Genomic DNA, 24,391 nt, shown 5'->3' on the forward strand with positions numbered 1-24,391 from the left:
TGTATTGGAACCAATTCAAGTGTTCAACCCACTTCGGCCTGCCGTACGGCCTCATGCTCGGCCGGGACGCGGTAGGCGCGCAGGGGGCGGTTGACGAGGCCGACGGAGACGACGGCGAGCGCGGCCGTCAGCCCGCCCACCAGAAGGGCCACCGGAGCCGACGTGAGGGAGGCGAGCACCCCTCCCCTGAAGTTGCCGATCTCGGGACCGGCGATGCCGATGACGTGCTCGACCGAGGACACCCGCCCCCGGTACTGGTCGGGGGTCTCAAGCTGTACCAGCGCGCCCCGGGTGACCACGGAGACGGTGTCGGCCGCACCGGCGACCGCCAGGCAGAGCAGGGCGAGCCAGATCGGCCCGGCCACGCCGAACCCGGCCAGGGCGAGCCCCCAGACCGTGGCCGCGACGAGCTGGACGAGGCCGCCGCGGCGCAGACGGGTGACGGTCCCGGAGAACAGGCCCGCGCCGATCCCGCCGAGCGCGAGCGCGGTCAGGAACAACCCCAGGGTGCGCGGGTCGCCCGCGAAGCGGATCTCGTTGACCAGGGGGAAGAGCGCGACCGGCATGGCCAGGACGGTCGCCGCGAGGTCAACGGAGAAGGAACCCCACAGGGTGGGGCGTTGGAGGCTGATCCGCCAGCCTCCCCTGACCGGCCCGCGCCTGCTCCGCGATCCGCCGTCGGTCTCCGGCCCGTCCTCCGCCGTGAGGGCGGGCATCGGGGGCAGCCTGACCACGGCGGCCAGTGACGCGAGCCCGGCCAGGAACTGGATCGTGTACGCGGCGGGATAGTGCCACCGTGCGAGCACGAAACCGGCGAGGGCGGGCCCGACGAGCATGGACGCCTGGAAGGCGATGTTCTGCAGGGCGAGCCCCGCGGCGACCTGGTCGGCGGGCAGCAACCGGACCGGGAAGGTACGGCGGGCGGGCGCTCCGAGCGCCGAGCAGCCGGACTGGGCGGCGACCAGGGCGAGCAGCAGCGCGACCGACCGGTTCCCCGCGGCGGCCTGCGCCACGAGCCCCGCGGCCGTCAGGGCCTGGCCGACGGTGGTGAGGCGGACGAGGCTTCTACGGTCGACGGTGTCGGCCAGCGACCCGCCGACCAGGCCGAGGGCCAGCAGCGGCAGACCCGTGGCGAGACCGATGACCCCGGTCCAGAACGAGCTGTGGGTCAGGTCCCAGACCTGTAGCAGTACGGCGACGACGGCGATCTGCCGGCCGATCGAGGAGAGGGAGGAACCGATCCACAGGTCGCGAAAGTGCCGGCTGTCGCGGAGGGGCCGGACGTCCATCAGCCTTTCGCGCCAGCTCACGGCCGGGTCTCCCCCTCCGCGGAAGCCTCCGCGGGAGCCACTGTGGAAGCCTCCGCGGAAGCGGTCTCGGCGGCCGGGAACTCACCGAGATGGGAGAGGATCCGCTCTTTCATGGACCGCCGGGCCAGCGCGCTCTCCAGCTCGGCGACGACCGCGCTGAGCCGGTGGGGGATCTCGTCGTCGAGCTCGGCGACGGCGGCCTCGGTCGCGCGCCACTCGGCTTCGAGGAAGGGGATGAGGTCGCGGGCGCGGTCGGTGAGGGTGACGCGCCGGGTGCGGGCGTCCGTGCCCGGTTCCGAGTTGACCAGGCCCTCGCGGCGCATCACCGAGATCGTCTGGCTCATCGCCGAGTGCGAGCGGCCCAGGGATTCCGCCAGCTCACGGATCGTCAGCGGGCCGGTGTGCGCGAGGCGGATCAACGGATGGACGAACCGGGAGCGGACGCCTTCGATGCCCCGATCCGTGTACAAGGTCTCGATCTGGCGGTCCAGGTCGCCCAGCAGGGTGTGCAGCGCGTCCCAGCGACCGGGCGACGCGGTGGGGTCCAAAGATGTCACAGCGCTAATATAACAGCGCTCATACGATTTGATGGCTTGTAACGGCTGCTACATTCCATGATGTGTCTGACTCTCAGCAGGCGGGCCGGTGGCTCGTCTTCCTGGTCAAGATCCCCGCGGAACCGTCCCGGCACCGGGTGGCCGTATGGCGGGAACTGCGCAAAATGGGCGCCCTGTCGCTCGGGCAAGGAGTGTGGGCCGTACCGGACGTCCCCGTGTTCACCGACGGTGTCACCCGGGCGGGCGAACTCACCGGACAGGCGGGCGGCCAGTTCGTCACGCTTGTCGCGGCCGGGCGCGACAGCGGCGACGCCGAACGACTGCGGGAGATGTTCACCGCGGCGCGCTCGGCGGACTGGACGGAGTTCCTGGCCGACTGCGGCAAGTTCGAGCAGGAACTGGCCAAGGAGATCGGGATCGGCAAGTTCACCCTGGCCGAACTTGAGGAGGAGGAACAGTCGCTGGAGCGGTTGCGGCGCTGGCACCGTGACCTGACGGCGCGGGACGTCTTCGGCGCGCCCGAGGCGGCGCAAGCCGGACGGCGGCTGCGCGAGTGCGCGGCGGCGTGCGAGGACTACGCCGAACGGGTCTTCGCCGCGCTGCACGAACTGCCGGAACCGGGACGGACGCGGTGACAGGACAGGCCCAGGCCGCTCCGGCCCGGCAGATGTGGCCGCTGTACGCGGCCGGGTTCACCACCGCGTTCGGCGCGCACGGGATCGCCGCCAACCTCGGCGGCTTCTCCGATGACGCCGTCACCTCCCTGCTCGTCCTCGGCGGCCTGCTCGCCCTCTACGACGGGGCCGAGGTGCTGCTCAAGCCGCTCTTCGGCAGCGTCGCCGACCGGATCGGCGCCCGGCCGGTACTGCTGGGCGGCCTGGTGGCGTTCGCACTCGCCTCCGCCGTCTACGTCGTCGCCGACAGCCCCGGATGGCTGTGGGCCGCCCGCCTGGGACAGGGCGCGGCGGCCTCGGCGTTCTCCCCGTCGGCCTCGGCCCTGGTGGCCCGCCTCAACCCGGCGGCGAAGCTCGGGCGGGCCTTCGGCGGATACGGCTTCCACAAGTCGATCGGCTACACCCTCGGCCCGTTGCTGGGCGGACTGCTGGTGTGGGCGGGCGGACTGCGGTCGCTGTTCGCGGTCCTCGCGGTGCTGGGTGTGGTGGTGGCGGTGTGGGCCGCGCTGGCCGTGCCCGCCGTACCGCCGCTGCCCAAGAGCCGTCAGACGGTCCTCGACCTGGTCAGGCGTCTGGCCGACCCGGCCTTCCTCGCGCCCACCGCGGCGCTGGCCGCCGCCACCGCCGCACTGTCCGTCGGAGTCGGGTTCCTGCCCGTTTCCGGCAGGGCCGCCGACCTGGGCACCGTCGCCACCGGTGCCGCCGTCTCCGTCCTGGCCGCCTGCGCGGCGATCGTGCAGCCCCGCACCGGACGCGCGCTGGACGAGGGGCGCCTGACGACCCGAGCCGGCATCGTGGCCGGGCTGCTCATCACCGCCGTTGGCCTGGCGGGCGCGACGCTGCCCGGCCTGGCCGGCGTCCTGGTCGCCGCCGTACTGATCGGCGTCGGGACCGGGCTCATCACCCCGCTCGGCTTCGCCGCTCTCGCCGCCCGCACTTCTCCCGAACGCATGGGCCAGACCATGGGAGCCGCCGAGCTCGGCCGCGAACTCGGCGACGCCGGAGGCCCCCTGCTCGTCGCCGCCGTCGCCACCGCGGCCTCCCTCACCCACGGATACGCCGTCCTGGCCATCCTGCTCGCCCTTCCGCCCCTCATCGGCCTCCTCCTGCGCCGCCTCTCCCCCGAACGCCCGGCGAGCCCCTGACCACGTGCCCCGTTCGCCCGCCGTCGGACACCTGTCGGAAAGGTGGGGTGTGTGTGGCGGAAGGGGCAGGGAAGCATCTGTAGACACCCATAGTCATTGAATGAACACTTAGCGCGACAGTTCGTATCTCGCGAGAGGACGCATCATGCCGACTGCGCGCATCGCCTCCGGACACACCGCCCCCGGGCAGGGCTGGCAGGCTTACGGACCCAACGGCATCTACATCGACGTCGACACCACCGCGGCCCACTTCACCGGAGCCCCCGTCTACGTCACCTCCATCGGCAGCACCGGCGGCAACCAGTGGTCGCTGGTCGGCCCCAGCGCCGTCTACGACGCCACGGCGAGCAAGTTCCGCGTCTACGTCCAGTGGAAGGACAGCAGGCCGCTGACGCCCGCCATCGCCCAGCAGTACGGCTGGTACATCAACTGGATCGGTTACGACAACCCCTGATCCACCCCTGTGAGCGAAGGCGGAACCCCCGGCGCGCGCCGGGGGTTCCGTCGTGCCGGGAGCCTCGCTCAGGCCGGCAGCGCTTCGGGAACCAGCCTGGGGACGAGGCGGACGAGGACGACCATCGCCACCAGTTCGACCAGGGTCTGGGTGACCACCGCCAGCGGCGCGATGTCGAGTACGGCGGGCAGGGCCAGGGCGAGCGGCAGCACGACCAGGGAGTTGCGGGTGGCGGCGGAGAACATCACCGCCCGGGTGGCCGCCACATCGAGGCTCGCCGTCCGGGCGGCGAGCCTGCCGACGGCGACGGCGACGGCGAGCACCACGAAGGCGGCGTACAGCGGGACCAGGCGTAGCAGGGCGAGGGCCTGGGAGCCGACCGCGGAGATCTGGGAACCGACGACGACGGCGAGAGTGGCCATCATCAGCGGCACCATGGATCCGGCCATGACCTCCTCGACGATCCGGCCGGCCCGGTGGCGGCGCGCGAGCGCCTGTACGACCGCCGCGGCGGCCAGAGGCGCGGCGATGAGCACACCGAACGCCTCCAGGAACGGGGTGACCTCGACCACGGCGAGCCCCGCGAACGCACCGGCGGAGATCGCGATCAGATAGAGGGGGATCTGGTGCCTGTCCCACCACTCCACGGCTCGGCTCATGTCCACGGAGTCTCTTCGTTCCTCTCGTCCCGAGGGCACGCGCGCGCCGCCTGCCCGGGCCGGTCGCGACCTCGGAAAACGCGCACGCCGGCAAGGCTAGGCCTTCGGGCCGGCTCGGCGGGTTCCTGCCCACGGCCGGTAACCGCACCGTCAAGAGCCGTGCCTCACGGCATGCTTGTGCCCGGAGATCACCTGGCGTCGAACCTTGCCACCGGACGATCACTGCGCGCGGCGGTCCACCGCCCCGGAATAGTTGAAACATCAACTGAGTTGTGAGTGGCGAACCACGCTGAAGGGAGCGCAGACATGCCCGCCGTAACCGTCGACAACGTCCTGGCCCTGCCCCGCATCCCGCAGGACCTGGGGATCGGCCGGAAGGTGCTCGCCGTCGAGACCGCGCCCAGCGGCTTCGAGGGCGAGGGCTTCCCCGTCCGCAAGGCCCTGGCGGCGATCAAGCTCGAATACCTCGACCCGTTCATCATGATGGACCAGATGGGCGAGGTGGACTACGCGCCGGGTGAGCCCAAGGGCACGCCGTGGCACCCGCACCGCGGCTTCGAGACCGTCACCTACATCATCGACGGCACCTTCGTCCACCAGGACTCCCACGGCGGCGGCGGTGTCATCGCCGACGGCGACACCCAATGGATGACCGCCGGATCCGGTCTGCTGCACATCGAGGCCCCGCCGGAGTGGCTCGTCCAGCAGGGCGGCCTCTTCCACGGCATCCAGCTCTGGGTGAACCTGCCCTCCAAGGACAAGATGCTCACCCCGAAGTACCAGGACATCGGACGTTCCAACGTCGCCCTGCTCAGCAGTCACGACGGCGGTGCCCTGGTCCGGTTGATCGCCGGTGACGTGGCCGGGTACGCCGGGCCCGGTGCGACCCACACCCCGATCACCCTGCTGCACGCCAGTATCAGCCCCGGGGCGCAGCTCACGATGCCCTGGCGCAAGGACTTCAACGCCCTGGCCTACGCGCTGTCCGGTAAGGGCAGCGTCGGCGCGGAGAAGGCGTCCATCACCGGCGGGCAGCTCGCCGTCTTCGAGGGCTTCGGCAACCGGCCCGGCCTGGCCACCGACGCCGAGACCATCACGATCACCGCCTCGCCCACCTCGGGCCTGGAGGTCATCGTCCTCGGCGGCGAGCCCATCGGCGAACCGGTCGCGCACTACGGACCGTTCGTCATGAACACCCACGAGGAGCTGGTCAAGGCCTTCGACGACTACAAGGCAGGCCGTCTGGGCTCGATCCCCGCGGGGGACCACGCCTGACGCACCCGTCTCCACCGTCTGGGCGGGTCTGACCCGCCCAGACGAACATCGGAATCTCCGGGGCCGGTCATGTTCCGGTTGACCTCCCGGCGCCGGGCATCAGGTGTGGGGCGTGCTCCCTGACCGCCTCGAACAGCCGACTCCTGGAGGGGTTCACCATCGCCTCCCCGGCCACGGTCACGGTCGGCACGGTCTCGTTCCCGTCCGCGACCGAGCGGACGAACGCCGCCGCGTCAGGGTCCTTCCAGATGTTGACCTCGCTGTGGCGCAGCCGTGTGAAGCGCAGCTGTGTGCGGAGCCTCATGCAGTACCTGCAGCCGGGGCGCCAGTAGACGACCACGCCCTTGTGGTCGGCGTCCCTGTACGACGTCGCCCGGCCTCGGCGTGGAAGGTTCGTGGCGATCAGCAACACGAGCACGATGACGAGGACGACCTGCGAAGAGGACATGGGGAAATCATCTCAAAGCCCCCTCCACATCTCGCTGGTCCCTGTCAAGGTGCGCATCACCCCGGCCCGCGGCCTCCGGACCTCGCGGTATCCGCGGCGACAGGCCGTCACGCACCACCGCGATCCGCACCGTCACGTCGGGTGCCTCCCACACCCGGCCAAGGCGGTCGCCTCGGCGAAGCGGGGCGGCGGCTCCTTCGCAAACGGGGCTCAAGCCTGGCCGGGTTCGCCGTCCCTGGGGTTGTCGGTGGGGTGATCTAGTGTCCCGGCCATGACTTCAGCGACGCAGGCGTACACGTACGCCGCGCCTTCCTCCCTTGTCGACGGCCGTCTCGGATTGGCGACCTCCGGCGGGCGGGCCCTGTCCGGCCCGGCCGTGGCCCCCCGGTTCTTCAGCGGCGTGGTGACCCAGGCGGCCCCCGCCGCGGCTGCCCTGCTCGGCGTCGCCGACGTGGCGCTGGCCCGCTACCACCAGCCGCAGGCGCGGCCCGGCTGGGTGCGTGACCCGGTGGTGACGTGCAACGGAGACCGGTTGCGGTTCGAGTCGTTCTCGGCCTGTGGTGGCGTGTACGCCCGGCTTGACCTGCTGGGCGGCGCGCTCGACGGTGAGGTGTTCGACCGGGGCACCACCAACGTCGATGTGAACGCGCCGCTCCGGGAGGCGTTGGCGCGTATCGGCGCGCGTGACCCGTTGCACCTGGGGGTCGGGCTCGACGAACTGGTCGTGACCACGATGGACGGCGCGGTGGTGGAGAAGAAGGTGCCGCTGCCCGAGCGTTGGCTACGCGGCTTCGCCGAGGTGCAGGTCATCGCCTCGGACATGGACCAGCGCGGTGAGCTGACCGGCATGGCGGCGGTGCGGTTCCTGCGTGGGCTGCCCAAGAAGGGCACGGTGTGGGTGGCGCAGGTGGGACGGGAGCTGAAGGTCTCCGACCGCAGGGTTCCCGGCTCGGTCCAGCTCGCCGGCCCCAACCGGCTCGGCACCCTCCTGCCGCTGCTGCGCTTCGCGAAGTCCCTGCGGGTGTACGGCCCGGCCGACGCCGCCTGCAGCGCCTGGGAACTGGAGCTCCCCGGTATGCGCTACACGCTCACTCTCTCGCCTGAGCGCTGGCGCGGCTTCTCCGGTGAGGGCGCGGTGCTCGACGACCTGGCCACCGACGAGGCCGAGAACGACGCCGACGTGGTGGGCATGTTGCTCAACTTCGAGCCCGAGATCGAGATCGGCCTGCTGGCCGACCGCGCGGGCATCCCCGCCGGCCGGGTGCGGGCCGCGCTGACGCAGCTCGGTGTCGCCGGCCGGGTCGGCTACGACCTGTCGGAGGCCGCCCACTTCCACCGTGAGCTGCCCTACGACAAGGACAACGTGATCCTGCTCAACCCACGGCTGGCCAAGGCGCGCAAGCTCGTCGACGCGGGAGCCGTACACCTCGAAGGCGAGCTGGCCACCGTCCGGACCTCGGGCGGAGCGCGCCGGGTCTCGCTGACCGACGGGTCCTGCACCTGTGAGTGGTGGTGGGACCATCGCGGCTCCCGTGGGCCGTGCAAACACGTGCTGGCCGCCCGGATCGTCGCCCGTGCCGCCGTGGAGGTCTCCCGATGACTCTCTGGGCGGAGATCTGTGACCTGGTCGCCCGTGACCAGGTCACCCGCCTGGCCGCCCGGCTGGTCACGCTCACCGAGGAGGAGCGCGCCGAACTGGGCGGGCGGTTGCCCGGCCTCGTCAAGGAACTGCGTCGTACCCTCACCGAGCGGGTGCGCGCCGATCACCCCGACGACTTCGAGGAGACGGCCTTCTGGGAGATCAGTGAACTGCTCGACAGACTGGCGGGCGGGCTGCTGCTGACCGGGGTCGGCGTCATCACCGGCCCTGCGGCGGCGGTGACGTGGATGACCGGCCGCGACGTCAACCGCCGCTGGGCCGAGGCTGTTGACGTCGCCCAGGTGTGCCGGGTGGCGGCCACCCGCCCCCAAGAGTGGCGTCGTGATGTCGCGGTCCGGCTGGTCCAGCGGGTGCGCCGTCCCGGCGACCGCATCGCGCCGCTGGCCGTGGCGCTGCTGCGTGAGTCCGGCGCGGTGCCGCCCGACCACGACCCGCTGGTGGCCGCCTGGCTGGCCGCGCCGAGCGTGGCCGGTGACCCGCTGACCCCCGTGCTGCTGCCTCGTGTCTTCGACGCCGACGGCGCGGGTCGCGCCCTCCGTGACGAGCGGTTGGAGCCCCGGCCAACCCGTTGGCTGGCCGCCGCCGCCCGCGAACTGCCCAGGAAACAGGCGCTCGACGGTTGTGTGAGCCGTTTCCTGCGTGGCGGCGAGGTGCAGGACCTGCGGTTCTTCGTCCGGCTGCACACGCTCCTCGCCCCCACTCCCGAGGAGTCCGCGCCCCGGCTACGTGACTACCTGCGGTTGTTGCCGTCGGCTCCGGGCACGGTCGCCGAACTGGCCGCCGAGCAGGTACGTGGGGCGATGCCGCTCGACCATGCCGACCTGGTCGAGGCCGTCGAGGCGCTCACCTTCCGGGATGAGGCCAAGCTCGCCGCCACGGGCCTGCGCTGGCTCGACCAGGCGATCCGGGCCACGCCCGAGACGGCCGCCGATTTCGTGACCGCGCTGACCACGGCGTACGCGCACAAGTCCTTCGACGTGCGCAACCGCGCGGTTGAGCTGGCCCTGAAGCACGCAGGCCTGTTCGCCGACCACCCTGAGGCGATCCTCGACGGCGTCCACCACCTGCCCGTCGATCTGGGGGTGAAGCTGGCCGAGCGGTTCGGCGGGGAGGTTCCGGTTGAGGAACCGCTGGAGCGCAAGGAGTTCCCGCCGCTGCCCGCGCCTCCGGAGGCGCGGAGGTTCCCCGAGCCGTCGATCTCCCCCGGCCACGATGAGCGTTGGGTCGGCCAGGAGCGCTGGCTAGCGGCCTTCGTCACCGGCATCGCCGACGACCGGGCGGAACTATGCCGCAGACTCAAGCCTCGTGTCGAGCAGAACCAGGGGTACTGGCGCTCCAGGGAGGCGCGTCTCGACCCCGACGACTGGCAGTCGGCGCTGTCCGCCGAGCTCGTCACCCCCGGAAGCGTTCCAAAGCTGCCGCCGGTCGAGCCGCAGAAGTTCTGGGACAGCGCGAACCACTCCGTGAGAGTACGTGTCCTCACCCGTGGAGAGGAACCCGATCCGGAGCCGGGGCCTCGGCGGATCACGATAGGCGGCGTCTACCGGCCCGGCCGCTACCTCGACGACGACACCCCGCTGCGCGCCTTCTTCATCACCTGGAACAGCGACGACGGCCCGGACGGGGCGACTGCCCGCGAGGGCGATGAGCGGGTCCCCTTCAGCGGGGGCCGGATCCACCTGTACGACTCCCCCGCCGACGACGAGCTGCCCCGTCCCTCCGACGCCTTCAACGACGAGGAGAACGACGACGAACTGCCGGATCACCTCCATCCGGCGCGGATGAGACCCGGTGTCCTGTACGACGACTCCGACGAAGCCATGCCGTCCTTCATCCTCGACCACGCCTACGAGCGCATGGCGGAGCTCGGTCTGGACCCCGCCAGGATCGCGGCGATGCGGGCGGGCGAGCGGGTACCCCCGCCAGGCCCGGACGAGCCGCTCGTGGAGGTGACCGTCGTCTTCGTCCCGTCCCGGCTGCGTTCCTTCATGCCCAAGGAGTTGCCCGAGCACGACGAGTGGCGGCGGCGCAACCACCTGCCCCACCCCAATCGTGTCTCCCCGCCCCATGATTTCCTGCTGCACCGCTACGCGGAACTCGCCGAAGCCCTCCGAAACGACACCCTGCCGCCCGTGCTGCTGGCCACGCCGACCTGGATGAGCGGCCACCTCGATCCCGACGCGCTGGTCGACCGGCTGGAGACCTGCGCCGCCGCCGGGGTCGAGCCGCCTCCGGCCGACCTGGCGCAGGCGTTGTTGCGGTTGCCCCGGGGCAGCCATCAGGCCGCGGCAGAGCGGGCCGCCAAGGTCGACTCGGAGGCGGCGCGTTCGGCCGCCCGCTGGCTCGCCGGTGACGGCATGGCCGATCCCGAGTGCGGCCACGTGTGGCGCCACATGGTGAACGCGTCCATGGTCGAGTTCGGCGACGGCGAACCGGAGCACTTCACCGATGTCAGGCTGCAGCCGGTGTTGCGGGTGACGGCCCCGACCGGCCATCGGCTGATCGACGAGGTGCTGCTGCGTCAGCCGTTCGACTGGACGGTCGAAGGGGCCGGCAGCACGCTCCGGGCGTGGCCCGCCATGCTGCCCTCACACCGCGAGGTCGCGGCTGTCAACTACCTGCCCTACCTGCTGGGCGGCTACTGGAGCACGCAGGTGACCCCCTCGGAGATCACCGGCCTGGAGATCGCCCAGGGCCCGATGGGCGAGTCCACGGCGGTGATCCTCGCTTACCTCCTGGCCGGCGGCGTGCCCGGTGTGATCCCGCTGGTCCTGAGCATGGCCGCCAGGGGCGAACTGCCCGCCGAGGCGATCGGCCGTCAGCTCGCGCTGGTGCTGCGCCGTACCTGGCTGGACACCCGTTCCGCCATCGCGGCCCTGACCGGGCTGGCCGACGCCGGTGGCCACCAGGAGGTGTGGAACATCCTGTGCGCTCTGCTGCCCGGGATGTTGCCGGGCGAGGGACAGCGCATCACCGTGACCCACGCAGAACTCGTCGCCTTCGCCACCGACGTGGCGCGCTGGACCGGTGCGAGCGGAGAGATTCCGGTCGTCGCCGTTTTCGCGCGCAGCCGCCGGAGGATCCGCTTCGTCCACGAGTGCAAGCGTCTTCACTCCCAGCTCACCGAGGGCACCGCGTTCTCTCCTGCTGGCCAAGGCTGAGACTTTTCGCCGGGCGACGGTGGTCGCCGTCTCCGAGGGGCGGTGGGAGGGCTGCGGCGCCGGAACCCTCGGCGGCATCGGCTCGGATCCGTCCGCCGGAGATGACTTTCCGGCCGCCGCCCGTCCGATGAGACCGGTTCGCCGCTCCGGCCGCCACGAACACATCGGGCCGCGCGGATTCCGCGCGGCCCGATGGAGGAGCGATGTGACACCGGCCGGTCGCCGATGCCCGTCCGTGCCGGAGGATCAGGCGATCTGCCCTCGGTACCCGACCGGCCCCTCACCGGGGAAACGGGCGGTCCCCTCGAACTTGGTGCCGTCGTCGAAGAAGGTCACCGAGCCGTTGCCGGCGTTGTCGCTGCTCCAGGTGACCGTGGTGCCCGTGGCCGGACGGCCGTCGCCGGGGACGACCTGGCCACGACTGGCGATGGACAGGATGAGAGGAGTGTCCTGCTGCCATCCGCCGCCACCCGTGTGGATCTCGGTGTTGTACCTGGCCACTGTTGTCTCCTTCGCTCGGTTGAAGATGGAGACGCGGTCGGGTCGTTCGGGAACCCTCGCGCGCCTTTTCATCCTGCCACCACAGACAGTGATTCATAAGTCACTTATAGTTGTCTCAGGGCGATGAAGATGTGACGCCAGAGACAGTTGGGGCAGTTCTGGCCACGCACCGTATGGCTTCACGAAGAATGGGGCGGTTTCGGGCGTGTCCGGCGGTGGCCTCCGCCGGCGTGTATCGCGCCTTTTCTCATGTCCGGTGCCGGTTCTCCAAACAATTCACCGGCCACCCGTGTCTAAACAGTCGCAGGAGACCCGCGCAATCTGGGACGCGAAAGGATCGTTTCGTGTGTGTCAGTGAATACGGGAGACCGATAACAATTTTTTTGACAGTGGCGAATTCTGTCATGGAAAACCAGCGATGAACGAGGCCGTGTCCCACAGCGAGGACCTGCCCGCCTCCGACCGGTTCGGCCGGTGGCATGAGACGGCGGACCGGTCCCTGATGCCCACCGTGGTGCACAGCGACCACGGGGCCGACTTCCGTGCCACCATGCGTGTGCTCGATCTCGGCTCGACGCAGGTGTACGCGGTGACCTGTCCGTCCCTGCGGTCGCGCCGTACCTCGGCGCAGGTTCGCGGGTCCGATCCCGAGACGTACTGCCTGTCGCTCTCTCGGCGCGGCACCACGCAGATCACCCAGTTTGGCAGGCAGGCGACCGCGGGGCCCGGGGACATGGTGTTCTACGACAACTCACATCCCTGTCACGGTGAGATCGTCGCCGACGAAACCGGCAGTTTCGAGGGGCTGGTCCTGCAGGTCCCCAAGGCCGCGCTGTCGCTGCCCGCCGACGCGCTCACCTCTCTGGCCTCGGTCAGCCTGCCCTCCCGCGACGGCGTCGGCGCCCTGCTGCACCGCTATCTGGAGGAGTTGATACGCAACGCCTCCGGCTACACCATGGCCGACGCCTCCCGCCTGTCGGCCGTCACCGTCGCCCTGTTCACCGCGATGTGCGCCCACCACCTTGAGGCCACCGAGGCCCTGCCGCCCGAGACCCACCGGCAGGTGCTGAAGACGCGCATCCACGCCTTCATCCAGCGCAGCCTCAGCGACCCGGCACTGTGCGCCGAGACCGTCGCCGCCGCCCACCAGATCTCCGTCCGCCACCTGTACCACCTCTTCGAGGAGCAGGGCCTGACCGTGGCGGCCTGGATACGCCGGTGCCGCCTGGAACGCTGCCGTCACGACCTGGCCGACCCGGCCCAGCGCTCCCTGCCGATCCACGCCATCGCCGCCCGGTGGGGGTTCGCCAGCAACGCCCACTTCAGCCGCACCTTCCGCGCCGCCTACGGTCTGTCCCCCGCCGGCTATCGCTCGTCGCGCGAATGGGTGTGGCACGGCCGTGACCGGCGGGGAGGTGGGAGACCACTGTCGCCGCCGGAGAGCGTGTTCTCCCGTGAGGCCGGGCGGGAAATATCAGTAACCGGTGCGGCAGCCGTCAATGACATACCGGCTATAAGCCGACAAACTAATCACAAGCTGTTTCCGAGCGAGGGGCAGGGCACCCAGGAGGCCGGTCCCATCGGTTCATGAACGGTCCCGCCGCGAGACCTTTCGCGTACGGTGGCGCGTGAGGCACCAACCCTCTCAAGCCCGGATCGGCGGGCGAGCCACGTACGCCCGCCGATCCGTTTACCCGTCGTCGTTCTTCGCTCCGAGGGTGATTCGCCGCATGCTCCCACTGCGCGAACCGACCGGTCCCCGCACATGGAACCCGCCCTCAGAACGCCCGGAACCCCCGAGGCGTCCTGAAGCACCGTAGGACGACCGCCGCCCCGGCCTCGGAAACGGAGGCCGGAGCGGTCTCCGATCAGGGCGTGACCAGACGTTCGCGAAGGAAGGCACGGATCTGCCCGGCGACCGCCTGGGGCGCGTTCAGGTCGGGGGCGTTGTGGTCCAGCCCGCGCGAGATCACGTACCGGGCGTCGGGCATCACCTCCGCCAGGCGGGGCAGCACGCCGGTCAGATAGCCGGGCGTCTTCTCCCCGCCCAGCAGCAACGCCGGGGAGGCGATGCCCGCGTATCTCGTGCCGTCGGAGTCGAGGCGGCCGATCTCGCCGATCTCCGCCGGAGTGGTCGCCATCATCGCCCGCATGTCGCGTCCCTCGGCCCCGCTCAGCATCATGAACGCCATCAACGCGGCCACCCTTCTGCGCAGCCCGAGATGCAGGGCCGTCAGACCTCCGTAGCTGTGCCCGAAGACCAGGTCCGAGCCCGTGCGCTCCATGACGGCGACCGCGTCGTCGACCTCGGTCTCGACACCGTAACCCGGGCCCTGCGGCCCGCTCAGGCCACGCCCCCGTCGCTCGATCACGTGCACCGCGTAGGTGTCCGAAAGCTCCCGGGCCAGGACGCCGTAGTGGTGGGCGCGCCGGTTGTTCCCGGGGATCACCACCAGCCCCGGCCCGTTTCCCTGGCTGAGAAACGCGATCGTCGTCCCGTCCGCGGAGGTCACCACGTCGTCATGCCACTCGATCTCCGCCCTGCCGCTCATTCGCCCCGTCCTCGGTGGAAACAGACGTCGTTGCCGCACGTGAACCGGTACGGCTAGGATATGAAGTGTACGGTACGGTCTCGTTCGGTTAGGTGGGCATGGTCAGAGGAATTGCGCGCGAACAGGCGATTTTGACGGCGACGATCGAGTTGCTCGGCGAGATCGGTTACCAGGCGCTGACGATGGACGCGGTGGCCCAGCGGGCACGCGCCAGCAAGCAGACCATCTACCGCCGGTGGCGGGGAAAACCGGAGCTGGTCAAGGCCGCGCTGGACGCGCGCGACGCCGTACAGGTGGCCGAGATCCCCTCTACCGGCACCTTGCGCGGTGACCTGCTGGCGGCGCTTGACACATTGTGCGCCCAGGCCGACGACCGGTACCTGACCATGATGACCGGGCTGATCCACGCGATGCGGACCGACGCAGAACTGGCCGAGACCTTGCGCTCGCACGTGGCCGACGAGGACCAGGGGCCCTTCCGGGTGATCGTGGAACGCGCCGTGGCCCGTGGCGAGGTGCCCGCGAGCACATCGACCGAGCTGGCGCATCAGGTGGCGGAGGGGCAGATCATGCGCCGGATGATCCTCAACGGCCCGCTCGACCACGAATTCCTGACCGGCCTGGTGGACGACCTGCTCATGCCCCTGCTGAACAGGAGCTTCCCCGTCGAGGTGGACGACCCGCCGGGCCGCTGAGGGCCGTCCTGGTCGTTGGGAGCCCGGCGCGGCGCGCGGCGGTGGTGTCAGGAAGCGGGGCCGGTTGTCTCGATGGAGGACCCGCTGCCCGCCTCAGCTGGGCACCGTGTCGGTGAGCGCGGCAGGTCCCTCGAAGGTGCGGGGTGTCTGGGTGCGGTAGGAGTGGCCGAGCTCCGGGCCGAGCCCGAAGTAGTGGCGGAAGTTGTAGATAAGGGGGCTCCAGGCGGCGGGGTCGATGTGGTCGGTGCCCGGAACGACGATGCGGGAGTCGGCGTGCACCTTGCACACGACGGCCTCGACGATGAGGAAGTCCTCGAAGAGATCCGGCCGTACCCGCTCGGCGCGGGCCTCCAGTTGGATTGGGCATCCGGCGACGCGAGGCGGCCGGACCAGATGGGAGGGTTCGCCGGTCACGCCTGCGGCGGCGAACTTGTCCGGCTCGAAGCGGCAGCCCTTGGGTTTGCCGGAGGGAACCGGATTCCGGCCGGTCAGCGGCGCCAGCCGCTCCACGGCCGGCCACTGGGCGGGGGCCGGCAGGCTGATGACCAGGTCGGGGCGGCTGCCGAGGTTGGACGCGGTCTGCCCGTCAAGCCCCAGTCCCATCACCACCGTCTGCCCAAGGGCCCATGCGGACGATATCGGGGCGAGGTTAAACGAGCCGTCCGGATTCTCCGTCGTCAGGAGCACCACCGGCGTCCCGAAGTACAGGATGCTCGGCTCGATCTCCAGGTGGGTCACGACCGTCTGTTCGGGCAGGGTGTGGGGAGATGCCGCGTTCATGGTGGCAGCCTAGGATCCGGTCGTTTCGGCCAGGGCCGAAACGTCGAAGGGGCCGACGGGCCGCACGGACACGCGGTGCGCATGCGGCCGGTCCCGGCCCGGCCATCGTGGCGAAGCTGCTGGCCGATGGTGTGTGAACAGGCTTTGCCCGGCTCTGCTCGACGGCCGGACTCGGTCGGCATGCTCTTGCCCGTGGCCGCCGACCTGTCACGGTTCGATGTGGGCCTTCATCGACTGCCAGGGGGAGGCGTCGAACAGCAGCATGATCGAGACGATCCTGCCGTCCTCCAGGCGGAAGTGCTCGGCGGTGCGTTGCGTGCCCACCGGTGTGGCGGTGTGCACGTCGTAGACGAGGGTCGCCTCCGCCTCGCCGTACAGCTCGCTGATCAGTTCCACACCGGTCACGATCGACACGAAACCCGGCAGTGTGGCCAGGTGGCCCGTCCGGTCGTCGGAGCTGATGAACGGGCTCTGGAAGTGGAACGGCTCCCCCAGGTGCTCGGCGGCGGCGGTCACGTCGCCGCGGAAGCGCGCCTCGTGATAGCCGCGTACGGCGTGGCGGGTTCGTTCCGGAGAGGAGGTGGTCATGAGCGGGGTCCCGTCTGGCGGAGGTGGCCGGTGAGGCGGTGCTGGTTGGCGGCGAGCCGCAGGCACAGGTCGCGGAAGGTGACGAGGTCGTCGGGGGTGAACCCCTGGAACATGGCCCGCATCGCCATCCGCGCGGGCTGGCGGAACGCCTCGATCCACGCCTGTCCCTCGGCGGTGATCTCGGCCAGGACCGAGCGCCTGTCCTCTGGGTCGGGGACGCGGCGGACAAGCCCGTCGCGTTCCAGGGTGTCCACCAGGCCGGTGACGTTGCGGGAGCTGACCCCGGCGGCGCGGGCGAGGTCACCGATGCTGATGCCCTGGCCGGCCGCGCCGAGCCGGATCAGCAGGTCGAGGGCGCCCGCGCTGACCCCCCTGCCCTCGGAGCCCTGGGCGCGCACGCGTTCCACGGAGTGGTAGGCGGTGCGGACGGCGGCGCCCGCCTCGAAGGCGAGCAGTTGGTCGCCGTCTTCGGCGAACCGCGCCATCGCCTCTCTGACGCGGGGGTCGTAGAGGGTCCCGTCCTCGTCGTGCCCGTAGTTGTGTACGTCATTCATAGTGAGAATGGAGATTAGTACCTACTTCCAGATCTCCGCAACGAGGCCGCTACGCCTTTTCGGAGAGCGGGCGAAAGGCCCCGCTCCGGAGCAGCAGGTGAAGGGCCAGCAGGCTCAGCCAGCACCACCCGATGATGATCGCCACACGCTGGAACAGCCCGCTGAGACCGGCCAGTCCTTCGGCCTGCTCGAAACCCAGGCTGGAGAGGGTCATCGCCACCGTGAAGGCGATCCCGGTGAACGCGGAGTAGACCGCCCATCCGCGTTCTCCCCAGCCGGCGAAGCGCCGGGTGAAGACGAAGCAGGCCGCCACCAGGGCCACGAAGGTGGCGAACGAGATGCCGTCGTGCAGGGCGGCGTGCGTACTGCCGTAGTGCGTGAGCCTGGCCGGGGTGCCCGGCGGATAACCGTTGATCGGGTCGGTGACGAAGATCCCGGCACCGAGCAGTCCCAACGCCCAGACCGCCACCAGTAGAGGCCCCCAGGTCGAGCCCCCGAGTGGCTGGAGCGCGCGCCGTAACCCGACGGCGAAGGCCAGGGTGAGCAGGCCCGCGACGAGGAAGTTGGCCACCTGTACCCACCCGAGATCACCCAGGGCGAGTGAACTGACCGGATGGCGCAACAGGTCGTAGCCGGCTCGGGCGGCGCCCGCGACGAGGAAGGTGAGGACGAACAGCGGGCCTGCGATCACCCCGCAGGCGAGGAGGGGGGCGGTCCGTGCCGCCTCGGCCAATCGGGAACGTGTTCGCGCTGACATGGATGGCACTGCCCCTCTGGGAATGGGTGACGATGCGGCTTCGTGTACCCGGTGGCGAAGAAGCGGGACGTGTCGCCTCCGGGTGTTTGTCAGTTTGGGTTGACAGCCGCCCATGTGTCAACCCGGGTTGACGCATGAGGGAAGTTCTCGAAGAGGCGCCGATCGTGCGGCAGGCAGCCCCCCTGCGCCCGCTCTGTCATCAAGCGCGAGCCACCTCCCGCGAGCGACCTGACCCCGCCGTGGCGTCGAGGCGACCACGCCTCGACGCCACGGCCGGACGCGGTCGCATACGACCGTGAAGGGCGGGGTCACCGCCTCCGGCGGGATCGAGGGCCTGACCCCAGGGCGAAGTCGGCGGCGTCGGCGATCGCGTCCGCGAAGTACTCGGTCGCCTGGGCGGCCGTACCGCCGTTCACATGAATGTGGTCCGGGGCGGCGGGCTGTTTCCTGAACAGGAACCCCGGCAATATGGAGACGCCTTTCCTGGCCAGCCGCGTCGAAACCGAGTGCTCATCGGGAACCGGCACCCAGACGCTTATTCCCGAGTCGCTTCCGATGTCGAATCCGCGTTCTCTCAACGCCTCGACGAAATCGGCGTGCCTTCGCCGGTAGGTGGCGGCCGAGGAGGTGACGGCCGCGACGGAACCGGCGTCGGTGAGATGGAACGCGAGGGCGTTCTGCAGAATCCGGCTCACCCACCTGCTCGAATAGGTGATCTTAAACCACATCCGCTCGACGTGGTGGTGCGTTCCACCGACGACCGCCACCCGGGAGTCGGAACCGTGGGAGAAGATGAAGTTCTGGACCTGGACGATCTGCCTGCCCAGATACGGCCCGAGCGACGGCACGCCGTTCTCGGCGAGAAAGGGGATGATGACGACCTCGATGACGGTGACGGACGATTCCGCGAGCAACGAGGCCGCCCTCTCCAGCCAGGCCGGAGTGACCGAACGCCCCAGCGGGACGTGGCCGAACGGCTGATAGATAAAGGCACTCGGTTTGTCGGCCAGTGCCTTTTCGAGAATGTCGAGATCCGGCCCTCCATCGCCATAGGGAATGGAGACGGGCGTCGCCCCGACGGATTCGACGATGTCGAAAATGCGGGGAAACGACGGCTCCTCGACCATCACACGGTCACTTGCCTTGACCGATGTGCCGAGCGCGAGGTCCACACCGTCCATTCCGCCGTGCACGACCAGGAAATCCTCCGCGGGGAACGGCCAGATCGGCTCGACCGCGTCGCGGAGCTCAGGGGTGATCAGCTCGGGTTCGAGCAGGTGCAGCTTGGGCGTCCCCGCCGCCGCGAGCAGCGCCGCCCGCGAGTCCGGTAGCAGCTCCGGGTCGTAGTTGAGGTTCCCCAGGTCGACGGGCATCCCGGCGCCGGCCCGCAACATGCGCTCAAGCCGTGAGGCACGGGGGACGGACGGTGGCCCGGTGACGATCGTCCCGCCCCTGCGGCGTGTCTCGACGACACGGCGGTCGGCGAGGACGCGCCAGGCCTGCGCGACGGCCGACGGACTCATCCTCAGCTCGTGGGCCAGCGCGCGGATCGTGGGCAGCCGCGTCCCCGGCGGGATCTCACCGGAGGCGATCAGTTCGAGCACGGTACGCGCCAGCACGCTCGCGTTGTGCAGCGGCGTCCGGGTCGCGATGAGCCTGCGAAGCTCGTCGGGCTCCACGCTCCCCCCGTTCCGGATCGGGCTGTCGCGTATATGTACGTGTACATAAGTGCATTGACGTGCTGTGTGTACGTTCCGTACGGTCCGAGCTTACTCCGGGTCGGCCCCACCCCCCACGGTGGCCGATGCCCGGCCCAGGCCGACGACCTGTCGCCGGCGAGGCGCACGAGGGAGAGCGCGATGACGCGGATCAAAGGTGCACGGATCAGATACGGCGCGGCGCTGGCCGCGGTCGCCGTGCTCGCCGGGTGCGGCACCACAGACGGAACCGAGGGCGGCCAGACCGTGGCGACCGGCATGCAGGCCGGTCAGCTCGACGCCAACCAGGCCGAGGTGCGGGACGGCGGCGCGGTCACCTACTCCATAGAGGTCGACGTCAAGAACTGGAACATCCTGCACGCCACCGGCGACGTCTTCGGCTACCGGCAGATCCTCAACCCCGTCCTGCCACACGCGATGATCTCCATGCCGGACTTCACGATGGCGAAGAACGACGCGCTGCTGCTCGACGCCAAGGTCGTGAAGGAGTCGCCGCAGACCGTCGAGTACACGATCAGGCCGGAGGCCGCCTGGTCGGACGGCACACCGATCACCGCCGAGGACTTCAAGTACACCTGGCAGGTCCAGGACCCCGGGCAGTGCTCGACCTGTCAGCCCGCCACCACCGCCGGATACGACCAGGTGGCCTCGGTCACCGGCGGCGAAGGCAAGACCGTCACCGTCACCTTCGAGAAGACCTACCAGCCGTGGCGGCTGATGTTCCCGTACCTGCTCCCGGCCCACATCGCCGCCCAGCACGGAGACCTGGCGGCCTCCTTCAACGACTTCTTCGCCACCACCGTGCCGACCTGGTCCGGCGGGCCGTACCTCATCGAGCAGCACGTGCCGAACCAGTCGGTCACCATGAGGAAGAACCCCAAGTGGTACGGCGACGGCCCGCGGCTCGACCAGCTCATCTTCCGGATCCTCACCGACGAGCGGCAGGCCGTGACGGCCATGGCCAACAACGAGATCCAGGTCGTGGCGCCGCGCCCGACCCTCGACCTCGTCGAGCAGCTCAAGGGCATCGGCGGCGTCACCACGATGATGGCCTCCGGCCTGCTCTACGAGCACCTGGACATCAACACCGCGCACCCGGCCCTGTCCGACCAGGCGCTGCGCCGCGCCGTCTTCACCGCGATCGACCGGAAGGCGATCGTCGACAAGACCATCGGGCAGTTCTCCCCGAACACCGAACCGCTGGGCAACCGCAACTTCATGCCGGGTCAGAAACTGGAGGGCACCGACGCCTACAAGGACAACGTGACCGGCAAGGGCCTGGGTGGCGGCCAGATCGACGCCGCCAAGAAGATCCTCACCGACGCCGGATACACGATCGGCGACGCCGGGCTCACCGACCCCAAGGGCAAGCCGGTTCCCACGCTGCGGATGCGCTACAGCAAGGGCAACCAGATGCGGCTGGACACCTCGGTGCTCGTGCAGAACCAGCTCAAGCAGCTGGGCATCACGCTCCAGCTCCAGGAGACCGACAGCCTCGGCACCACGGTGAACACCGGTGACTTCGACCTGATCGTCTTCGGCACCAACCTCGACGTCATCCCCACCGCGACGGCGCAGTCGGTGTTCGGCTCCAAGGGCACCCACACCGGATACAAGGACTCCGAGGTCGACGGCTGGCTCTCCGACGCGGCCCAGACACTCGACCCCAAGCAGGTCGTCGACCTGCTGAACAAGGTGGACGAACGGATCAGCGACCAGGCCGTGACGCTGCCGCTGTACCAGACGCCGACCCTGCTGGCCTACCGCGGTGACCTGGGCAACATCCGGGTCAACCCCACCCGCTTCGGCACCGGCTACAACGTCCAGGAATGGGGTGTCAAGAATGGCGGCTGACCGTCGGCCGAGCCTGGACTTCGTCGTCGAGGTCCCGGCCCCGGCCGTCGAGTTCAACGAGGTCTACCGCAACTTCGTGGGCTCCGCCGGATACTTCGTCGCCAACAACGTCTACAGCCGCCTGGTGGTCTACGACACCGGTTCACCGGCCGCCTTTCCCGACCTGGCCGAGCACTGGGAGATGGCGCAGGACGCCCGGACCCTGCGCTTCCAGCTCAACCGGAACGCCCGCTGGCACGACGGGCACCCGGTGACCGCGCACGACGTCGCCCACACCCACCTCACCGCGCTGGCCAACGGCTACCACGCGGCCTCCTTCCTGCAGGACGTGCAGGACATCGAGGTGATCGACGACCACACGCTGCGGTACGCGCTGCGCAGGCCCAACGCCGGGTTCCTCGCCCAGCTCGGAAACCTGGTGTTCGCCCATGTGCTGCCCAGGCACCTGTACGAGGGCACCGACTGGGCCGACAACCCCCACAACCAGCACCCGGTCGGCTCTGGACCGTTCCGATTCGCCGAGCACGTCCCCGGGGAACGGATCGTCCTCGAAGCCTGGAAGGACTACTGGGGGCCGCCCGCCGGCGTCGACCGGGTGGTGCTGGACATCGAACCCGACCTCGACGAGGCGGTCCGCAAGGTCGCCGACGGCCGGGCGCACTACATGGTCCAGGACGTGCTGACCTTCCCCAGGCTGCACCTGGCCGAGCACAGCACGACCGCCTCGCTGTGGCGCAAACGGGGCCCCGGCGTCGCGGTACTCGGCTTCAACCACACCCGGGAACGCTGGCGCGACCGCCGGGCACGGGCCGGGGTGGCGCACGCCGTCGACCGGCGCGACCTCGAACCGCTGGCCGACCCCGGCTGGTCGGAGCCGTACGCGCACTACCTGCCGCGCAGCGTCGAGTGGGCCTACGCCGACGACGCGACCGCGCCCGCCTTCGACCCGGAGCTGGCCGGTCGCCTGCTCGGCGAGTGCGGCGTCACCGGTACGGCGCCGCTGCGGCTGGTGTACATGAAGACCTTCACCGGGCACGCGGGCATCGCCGCCGTGGTGGCCGAGAACCTGCGCGCGGCCGGCGTGGACGTCGAGGTCGCCGGGCTCGACTCACCGGCCTGGTCGCGTGAGGTGGCCGGGGAGGCGGACTTCGACCTGTCGATCAGCGGCGGCAACATGATCCCGGACCCGGAGATCACCTCCAGCCGGTTCGAGACCGGCGGCGGACGCAACCACACCCGGCTGTCCGACCCCGAGGCCGACGCCTGCTACGCCGCCGCCCGCGCGAGCGTCGACCGGGTACGGCGCGGCGAGCACTACCGGGAACTGCAGCGGGTCTGGGCACGCAACGTGGACTGGGTTCCGCTGTTCTGGTACGCCGCCTACTACCTGCGCAGCGACGACTTCTTCGGCTGGCCCGACCAGATCGGCTTCCGGGTCCCGTTCTGGCACTGGGGCCGCATCCGCCCCGCCACCCCCTGACCAACCGTTTCCCGCCTGAGATCCAGGCATTTCACGAAGGAGAGGAAAAGGGACTTGGACGAGTACATCGTCGTCGTACCCGTGGACGCGACCGAGATCAACGAGTCGTACCGCAACGTCGTCGGAGGCGCGGGTTACTTCGTCGCCAACAACGTCTACAGCCGCCTGGTCGTCACCGAGGTCGGCGGCGCGGCGTCCTACCCGGACCTGGCCGAGCACTGGGAGTGCCTGGACGGCGGGCAGCGCTGGCGGTTCGCGCTCAACCGGCACGCCCGCTGGCACGACGGCCGTCCGGTCACCGCGCACGACGTCGCCTACACCCACCTCACCGCGCTGGCCAACGGCTACCACGCCGCCTCGTTCCTGCACGGCATCGCGGACATCACGGTGCTCGGCGACCACCTGGTCGAGTACGTCCTGCACGAGCCCAACGCCGCGTTCCTCACCCAGCTCGGCAACTTCGCCGCCACCCACGTGCTGCCCAGGCACCTGTACGAGGGCACCGACTGGGCCGACAACCCCCACAACCAGCACCCCGTCGGCTCCGGACCGTTCCGGTTCGCCGAACACGTCCCCGGGGAGCGGATCGTCCTCGAACGGTGGGACGGCTACTGGGGGCCGCCCGCCGGTGTCGACCGGGTCACCCTGCTCATCGAACCCGATCTCGACGAGTGCGTCCGGATGATCGCGGACGGCCGGGCGCACTACGCGCCGCAGGACGTGCTGACGATGAAGCGGCTGCCGCTGGCCGAGGGCGCGGAACACGCCGAGGTGTACCGCGAGCGCGGACCCGGCATCGCACTGCTCGGCTTCAACTACCGCCAGGAACGCTGGTCGGACCGCAGGCTGCGGCTGGCGCTCGCCCACGCGGTCGACCGTGAACGGCTGCGCCGCTTCGCCGAACCCGGCTGGTCGGAGCCGTGGGCGAACTTCCTCCCCGGCAGCAGCTTCGCCGTGGCCGAGGACGTGACCGCGGTCGGGCACGACGCCGCCCAGGCCGAGAAACTGCTCGACGAGGCCGGTTACCCGCGTGACGCGGACGGCTGGCGGATGTCGCTGCGGCTGTACTACATGGCCACCTTCGACGGGCACGGCGGCCTGGCGGCCAGCGTCGCCGAGGACCTCGCCGCGGTCGGCATCCGCGTCGAGCACGGCGGCCTCGACTCCGAGACGTGGAGCCGCCAGATCTCCGGAGAGGGAGACTTCGACCTGACGATCAGCGGCGGCAACATGATGCCCGATCCGGACATCACCGCCAGCAGACTGTCCACCGGCGGGCAGCGCAACCACCTGAAGCTGTCGAACCCGGAGGCCGACGCCTGTTACGCCGCGGCCAGGGCGACCGTCGACCGGCGGGAACGGGTCGCGCACTACCGGCGGCTGCAGGAGGTGTGGGCCCGCGACGTCAGCGTGGTCCCGCTCTTCTGGTACTGCATCTACCTGCTGCGCAGCGACAAGTTCTTCGGATGGGCCGACCAGATCGACTTCCGGGTCCCGTTCTGGCACTGGGGTCGCATCCGCAGGATCGCCGGCGGCGAGGACTGACGGACGACGGGCACGGAGACTCTC

22 protein-coding genes are annotated in these 24,391 nt (G+C 70.1%); 11 read left to right on the forward strand and 11 right to left on the reverse strand.

All coding sequences use genetic code 11. From position 1 onward, the window contains the following. Positions 1 to 23: 23 nt before the first annotated feature. Positions 24 to 1,310 (reverse strand): MFS transporter, encoded by a 1,287-nt coding sequence (locus ACIBVQ_RS33410; RefSeq protein ID WP_399182399.1) that lies wholly within the window; start codon positions 1,308 to 1,310, stop codon positions 24 to 26. Next, positions 1,307 to 1,867 (reverse strand): MarR family winged helix-turn-helix transcriptional regulator, encoded by a 561-nt coding sequence (locus ACIBVQ_RS33415; protein WP_399182401.1) that lies wholly within the window; start codon positions 1,865 to 1,867, stop codon positions 1,307 to 1,309. Before ACIBVQ_RS33415 ends, ACIBVQ_RS33410 begins: the two co-directional genes overlap by 4 nt. Positions 1,868 to 1,929: 62 nt before the next feature. Between ACIBVQ_RS33415 and ACIBVQ_RS33420 the strand changes: the two genes are divergently transcribed. The 3 genes from ACIBVQ_RS33420 (at position 1,930) to ACIBVQ_RS33430 (ending at position 4,140) form a co-directional block, all read left to right on the forward strand. Further along, entirely contained in the window at positions 1,930 to 2,502 is a 573-nt protein-coding gene (locus tag ACIBVQ_RS33420; RefSeq protein WP_362913168.1) for a Chromate resistance protein ChrB, read from the forward strand. Further along, entirely contained in the window at positions 2,499 to 3,686 is a 1,188-nt protein-coding gene (locus ACIBVQ_RS33425; RefSeq protein ID WP_399182404.1) for an MFS transporter, read from the forward strand. Before ACIBVQ_RS33420 ends, ACIBVQ_RS33425 begins: the two co-directional genes overlap by 4 nt. A 145-nt stretch (positions 3,687 to 3,831) precedes the next feature. Beyond that, entirely contained in the window at positions 3,832 to 4,140 is a 309-nt protein-coding gene (locus ACIBVQ_RS33430; protein WP_352012354.1) for a hypothetical protein, read from the forward strand. A gap of 68 nt (positions 4,141 to 4,208) precedes the next feature. Here the strand turns inward: ACIBVQ_RS33430 and ACIBVQ_RS33435 are convergent, their stop codons facing one another. Next, a complete protein-coding gene (locus tag ACIBVQ_RS33435; protein ID WP_399182406.1) occupies positions 4,209 to 4,799 on the reverse strand; it encodes a hypothetical protein in 591 nt (196 codons plus the stop codon). Positions 4,800 to 5,105: 306 nt separating this feature from the next. Here ACIBVQ_RS33435 and ACIBVQ_RS33440 point away from each other — a divergent pair, with 306 nt between their 5' ends. After that, positions 5,106 to 6,074: a pirin family protein gene (locus ACIBVQ_RS33440; RefSeq protein ID WP_399182408.1), complete on the forward strand. Its 969-nt coding sequence runs from the start codon at positions 5,106 to 5,108 to the stop codon at positions 6,072 to 6,074. Positions 6,075 to 6,141: 67 nt separating this feature from the next. On the opposite strand, the gene ACIBVQ_RS33445 is transcribed toward ACIBVQ_RS33440, so the two are convergent. Then, complete coding sequence (locus ACIBVQ_RS33445) at positions 6,142 to 6,522, reverse strand: glutaredoxin domain-containing protein (protein ID WP_399182410.1); 381 nt, start codon at positions 6,520 to 6,522, stop codon at positions 6,142 to 6,144. A gap of 271 nt (positions 6,523 to 6,793) precedes the next feature. On the opposite strand from ACIBVQ_RS33445, the gene ACIBVQ_RS33450 reads away from it, so the two are divergent. After that, positions 6,794 to 8,122 carry an SWIM zinc finger family protein gene (locus ACIBVQ_RS33450; protein WP_399182412.1) on the forward strand — a complete coding sequence of 443 codons (1,329 nt, stop codon included), beginning with the start codon at positions 6,794 to 6,796 and terminating at the stop codon, positions 8,120 to 8,122. Continuing rightward, on the forward strand, positions 8,119 to 11,343 hold the full coding sequence (locus ACIBVQ_RS33455) for a DUF6493 family protein (protein WP_399182414.1): 3,225 nt from the start codon (positions 8,119 to 8,121) through the stop codon (positions 11,341 to 11,343). The genes ACIBVQ_RS33450 and ACIBVQ_RS33455 overlap by 4 nt, the downstream gene beginning before the upstream one ends. A gap of 246 nt (positions 11,344 to 11,589) precedes the next feature. Here the strand turns inward: ACIBVQ_RS33455 and ACIBVQ_RS33460 are convergent, their stop codons facing one another. Further along, complete coding sequence (locus ACIBVQ_RS33460; protein WP_352012348.1) at positions 11,590 to 11,844, reverse strand: hypothetical protein; 255 nt, start codon at positions 11,842 to 11,844, stop codon at positions 11,590 to 11,592. 418 nt (positions 11,845 to 12,262) lie between these two features. Here ACIBVQ_RS33460 and ACIBVQ_RS33465 point away from each other — a divergent pair, with 418 nt between their 5' ends. After that, positions 12,263 to 13,435, forward strand: a complete 1,173-nt coding sequence (locus ACIBVQ_RS33465; protein WP_399182416.1) for a helix-turn-helix domain-containing protein — start codon at positions 12,263 to 12,265, stop codon at positions 13,433 to 13,435. 277 nt (positions 13,436 to 13,712) lie between these two features. Here the strand turns inward: ACIBVQ_RS33465 and ACIBVQ_RS33470 are convergent, their stop codons facing one another. Then, a complete protein-coding gene (locus tag ACIBVQ_RS33470) occupies positions 13,713 to 14,396 on the reverse strand; it encodes an alpha/beta fold hydrolase (RefSeq protein ID WP_399182418.1) in 684 nt (227 codons plus the stop codon). A gap of 98 nt (positions 14,397 to 14,494) precedes the next feature. On the opposite strand from ACIBVQ_RS33470, the gene ACIBVQ_RS33475 reads away from it, so the two are divergent. Next, positions 14,495 to 15,091 (forward strand): TetR/AcrR family transcriptional regulator, encoded by a 597-nt coding sequence (locus tag ACIBVQ_RS33475; RefSeq protein WP_399182420.1) that lies wholly within the window; start codon positions 14,495 to 14,497, stop codon positions 15,089 to 15,091. A gap of 93 nt (positions 15,092 to 15,184) precedes the next feature. On the opposite strand, the gene ACIBVQ_RS33480 is transcribed toward ACIBVQ_RS33475, so the two are convergent. From ACIBVQ_RS33480 to ACIBVQ_RS33500, 5 genes are all read right to left on the reverse strand, one after another. After that, positions 15,185 to 15,871, reverse strand: a complete 687-nt coding sequence (locus ACIBVQ_RS33480; protein WP_352012344.1) for a flavin reductase family protein — start codon at positions 15,869 to 15,871, stop codon at positions 15,185 to 15,187. A gap of 207 nt (positions 15,872 to 16,078) precedes the next feature. Then, complete coding sequence (locus ACIBVQ_RS33485) at positions 16,079 to 16,459, reverse strand: hypothetical protein (protein WP_352012343.1); 381 nt, start codon at positions 16,457 to 16,459, stop codon at positions 16,079 to 16,081. Then, positions 16,456 to 17,013, reverse strand: coding sequence for a MarR family transcriptional regulator (locus ACIBVQ_RS33490; protein ID WP_362782629.1), 558 nt, complete (start codon positions 17,011 to 17,013; stop codon positions 16,456 to 16,458). Before ACIBVQ_RS33490 ends, ACIBVQ_RS33485 begins: the two co-directional genes overlap by 4 nt. A 49-nt stretch (positions 17,014 to 17,062) precedes the next feature. Then, the gene (locus tag ACIBVQ_RS33495) at positions 17,063 to 17,770 is read right to left on the reverse strand and encodes a DUF998 domain-containing protein (protein ID WP_399182423.1); all 708 of its coding nucleotides are present in this window, start codon (positions 17,768 to 17,770) and stop codon (positions 17,063 to 17,065) included. A gap of 308 nt (positions 17,771 to 18,078) precedes the next feature. Next, complete coding sequence (locus tag ACIBVQ_RS33500) at positions 18,079 to 19,449, reverse strand: aminotransferase class I/II-fold pyridoxal phosphate-dependent enzyme (RefSeq protein WP_399182425.1); 1,371 nt, start codon at positions 19,447 to 19,449, stop codon at positions 18,079 to 18,081. A 180-nt stretch (positions 19,450 to 19,629) separates the two neighbouring features. On the opposite strand from ACIBVQ_RS33500, the gene ACIBVQ_RS33505 reads away from it, so the two are divergent. From ACIBVQ_RS33505 to ACIBVQ_RS33515, 3 genes are read left to right on the forward strand one after another with little or no spacing between them, the layout of a single operon-like run. Then, positions 19,630 to 21,342: an ABC transporter family substrate-binding protein gene (locus ACIBVQ_RS33505; RefSeq protein WP_362782639.1), complete on the forward strand. Its 1,713-nt coding sequence runs from the start codon at positions 19,630 to 19,632 to the stop codon at positions 21,340 to 21,342. Continuing rightward, a complete protein-coding gene (locus tag ACIBVQ_RS33510; protein ID WP_399182427.1) occupies positions 21,332 to 22,822 on the forward strand; it encodes an ABC transporter substrate-binding protein in 1,491 nt (496 codons plus the stop codon). Before ACIBVQ_RS33505 ends, ACIBVQ_RS33510 begins: the two co-directional genes overlap by 11 nt. Before the next feature lie 54 nt (positions 22,823 to 22,876). After that, positions 22,877 to 24,367: an ABC transporter substrate-binding protein gene (locus tag ACIBVQ_RS33515; RefSeq protein WP_399182429.1), complete on the forward strand. Its 1,491-nt coding sequence runs from the start codon at positions 22,877 to 22,879 to the stop codon at positions 24,365 to 24,367. The last annotated feature ends 24 nt before the right edge of the window (positions 24,368 to 24,391 follow it).

It is taken from the genome of Streptosporangium sp. NPDC049376 (assembly GCF_044466505.1).
GTDB lineage: Bacteria > Actinomycetota > Actinomycetes > Streptosporangiales > Streptosporangiaceae > Streptosporangium.

Bases quoted from the DNA above. Each gene is read 5' to 3' on its own strand.
- ACIBVQ_RS33455 (WP_399182414.1), top strand. From the start codon at position 8,119: ATGACTCTCTGGGCGGAGATCTGTGACCTGGTCGCCCGTGACCAGGTC.
- ACIBVQ_RS33430 (WP_352012354.1), top strand. From the start codon at position 3,832: ATGCCGACTGCGCGCATCGCCTCCGGACACACCGCCCCCGGGCAGGGC.
- ACIBVQ_RS33470 (WP_399182418.1), bottom strand. From the start codon at position 14,396: ATGAGCGGCAGGGCGGAGATCGAGTGGCATGACGACGTGGTGACCTCC.
- ACIBVQ_RS33475 (WP_399182420.1), top strand. From the start codon at position 14,495: ATGGTCAGAGGAATTGCGCGCGAACAGGCGATTTTGACGGCGACGATC.
- ACIBVQ_RS33490 (WP_362782629.1), bottom strand. From the start codon at position 17,013: ATGAATGACGTACACAACTACGGGCACGACGAGGACGGGACCCTCTAC.
- ACIBVQ_RS33480 (WP_352012344.1), bottom strand. From the start codon at position 15,871: ATGAACGCGGCATCTCCCCACACCCTGCCCGAACAGACGGTCGTGACC.
- ACIBVQ_RS33485 (WP_352012343.1), bottom strand. From the start codon at position 16,459: ATGACCACCTCCTCTCCGGAACGAACCCGCCACGCCGTACGCGGCTAT.
- ACIBVQ_RS33495 (WP_399182423.1), bottom strand. From the start codon at position 17,770: ATGTCAGCGCGAACACGTTCCCGATTGGCCGAGGCGGCACGGACCGCC.
- ACIBVQ_RS33465 (WP_399182416.1), top strand. From the start codon at position 12,263: ATGAACGAGGCCGTGTCCCACAGCGAGGACCTGCCCGCCTCCGACCGG.
- ACIBVQ_RS33510 (WP_399182427.1), top strand. From the start codon at position 21,332: ATGGCGGCTGACCGTCGGCCGAGCCTGGACTTCGTCGTCGAGGTCCCG.
- ACIBVQ_RS33440 (WP_399182408.1), top strand. From the start codon at position 5,106: ATGCCCGCCGTAACCGTCGACAACGTCCTGGCCCTGCCCCGCATCCCG.
- ACIBVQ_RS33435 (WP_399182406.1), bottom strand. From the start codon at position 4,799: ATGAGCCGAGCCGTGGAGTGGTGGGACAGGCACCAGATCCCCCTCTAT.
- ACIBVQ_RS33505 (WP_362782639.1), top strand. From the start codon at position 19,630: ATGACGCGGATCAAAGGTGCACGGATCAGATACGGCGCGGCGCTGGCC.
- ACIBVQ_RS33450 (WP_399182412.1), top strand. From the start codon at position 6,794: ATGACTTCAGCGACGCAGGCGTACACGTACGCCGCGCCTTCCTCCCTT.
- ACIBVQ_RS33445 (WP_399182410.1), bottom strand. From the start codon at position 6,522: ATGTCCTCTTCGCAGGTCGTCCTCGTCATCGTGCTCGTGTTGCTGATC.